Below are 1,315 nucleotides of genomic sequence, written 5' to 3' on the forward strand. Positions count from 1 at the left end.
GAGCCTGTACATAGATTTGTGTAATTGCCTGATTTTGATATGTTCAATCCAGCATCAAATGAAGGTTAATTTATGGACGAAAAACAGTTACAGGCTCTGGCTAACGAACTGGCCAAAAACCTCAAAACCCCTGAAGACCTCAGTCAGTTTGATCGGCTGCTGAAAAAACTCAGCGTTGAAGCCGCTCTCAATGCTGAGATGACACACCATCTTGGGTATGAGAAAAATCAGTCCAGACCAGGAGCTAACTCCCGCAACGGTTATTCCACAAAGACCGTTATCACAGGCGACGGTCCACTGGAACTGCGTACTCCGCGCGATCGTGACGGTACCTTCGAACCGCAACTGGTAAAGAAAAATCAGACCCGTATTACCGGGATGGATAACCAGATCCTGTCGTTGTATGCCAAAGGGATGACCACCCGTGAGATAGCTACTGCGTTCAAAGAACTGTATGACGCAGATGTTTCACCGGCACTGATATCAAAGGTCACCGATGCCGTGATGGAGCAGGTTGTAGAATGGCAAAACCGACCACTGGATGCTGTTTACCCCATTGTTTATCTTGACTGTATCGTCCTGAAAGTCCGGCAGGACAGTCGCGTCATCAACAAATCGGTGTTCCTGGCACTGGGCATCAATATCGAAGGTCAGAAAGAACTGCTGGGTATGTGGCTGGCCGAAAATGAAGGGGCGAAGTTCTGGCTCAATGTGCTGACTGAACTGAAAAACCGCGGTCTGAACGATATCCTCATCGCCTGTGTGGATGGCCTGAAAGGCTTCCCGGATGCCATCAACACAGTATATCCGAAGGCCCGCATCCAGTTATGCATCGTGCATATGGTGCGCAACAGCCTGCGCTTCGTGTCATGGAAGGACTACAAAGCCGTCACTCGCGACCTGAAAGCGATTTATCAGGCTCCCACGGAAGAGGCAGGTCAGCAGGCACTGGAAGCGTTCGCTGCGGCCTGGGACAGTCGCTATCCTCAGATAAGCCGAAGCTGGCAGGCAAACTGGCCGAATCTTGCCACGTTCTTCGCTTATCCAACGGACATCCGCAAAGTGATCTATACGACGAATGCCATCGAGTCGCTAAACAGCGTGATCCGCCATGCGATCAAAAAGCGTAAAGTGTTCCCGACAGACGACTCGGTGAAAAAAGTGGTGTGGCTGGCAATCCAGTCTGCGTCCCAGAAATGGACGATGCCGTTGAAGGACTGGCGAATGGCAATGAGCCGCTTTATTATCGAGTTCGGTGACCGCCTGGACGGTCACTTCTGAGAAAAGGCATTTACACAGAATCTTAAACAGGCTC

1 protein-coding gene is annotated in these 1,315 nt (G+C 50.6%); it reads left to right on the forward strand.

The annotated features are described in order from the left end of the window. The first annotated feature begins 72 nt into the window (after positions 1-72). Positions 73-1,281 (forward strand): IS256-like element IS1414 family transposase, encoded by a 1,209-nt coding sequence (locus BEB42_RS25855; protein WP_000343728.1) that lies wholly within the window; start codon positions 73-75, stop codon positions 1,279-1,281. Positions 1,282-1,315: the final 34 nt, after the last annotated feature.

Origin of the sequence: Escherichia sp. MOD1-EC5990 (assembly GCF_002965285.1) — a bacterium.
Lineage (GTDB): Bacteria > Pseudomonadota > Gammaproteobacteria > Enterobacterales > Enterobacteriaceae > Escherichia > Escherichia coli_F.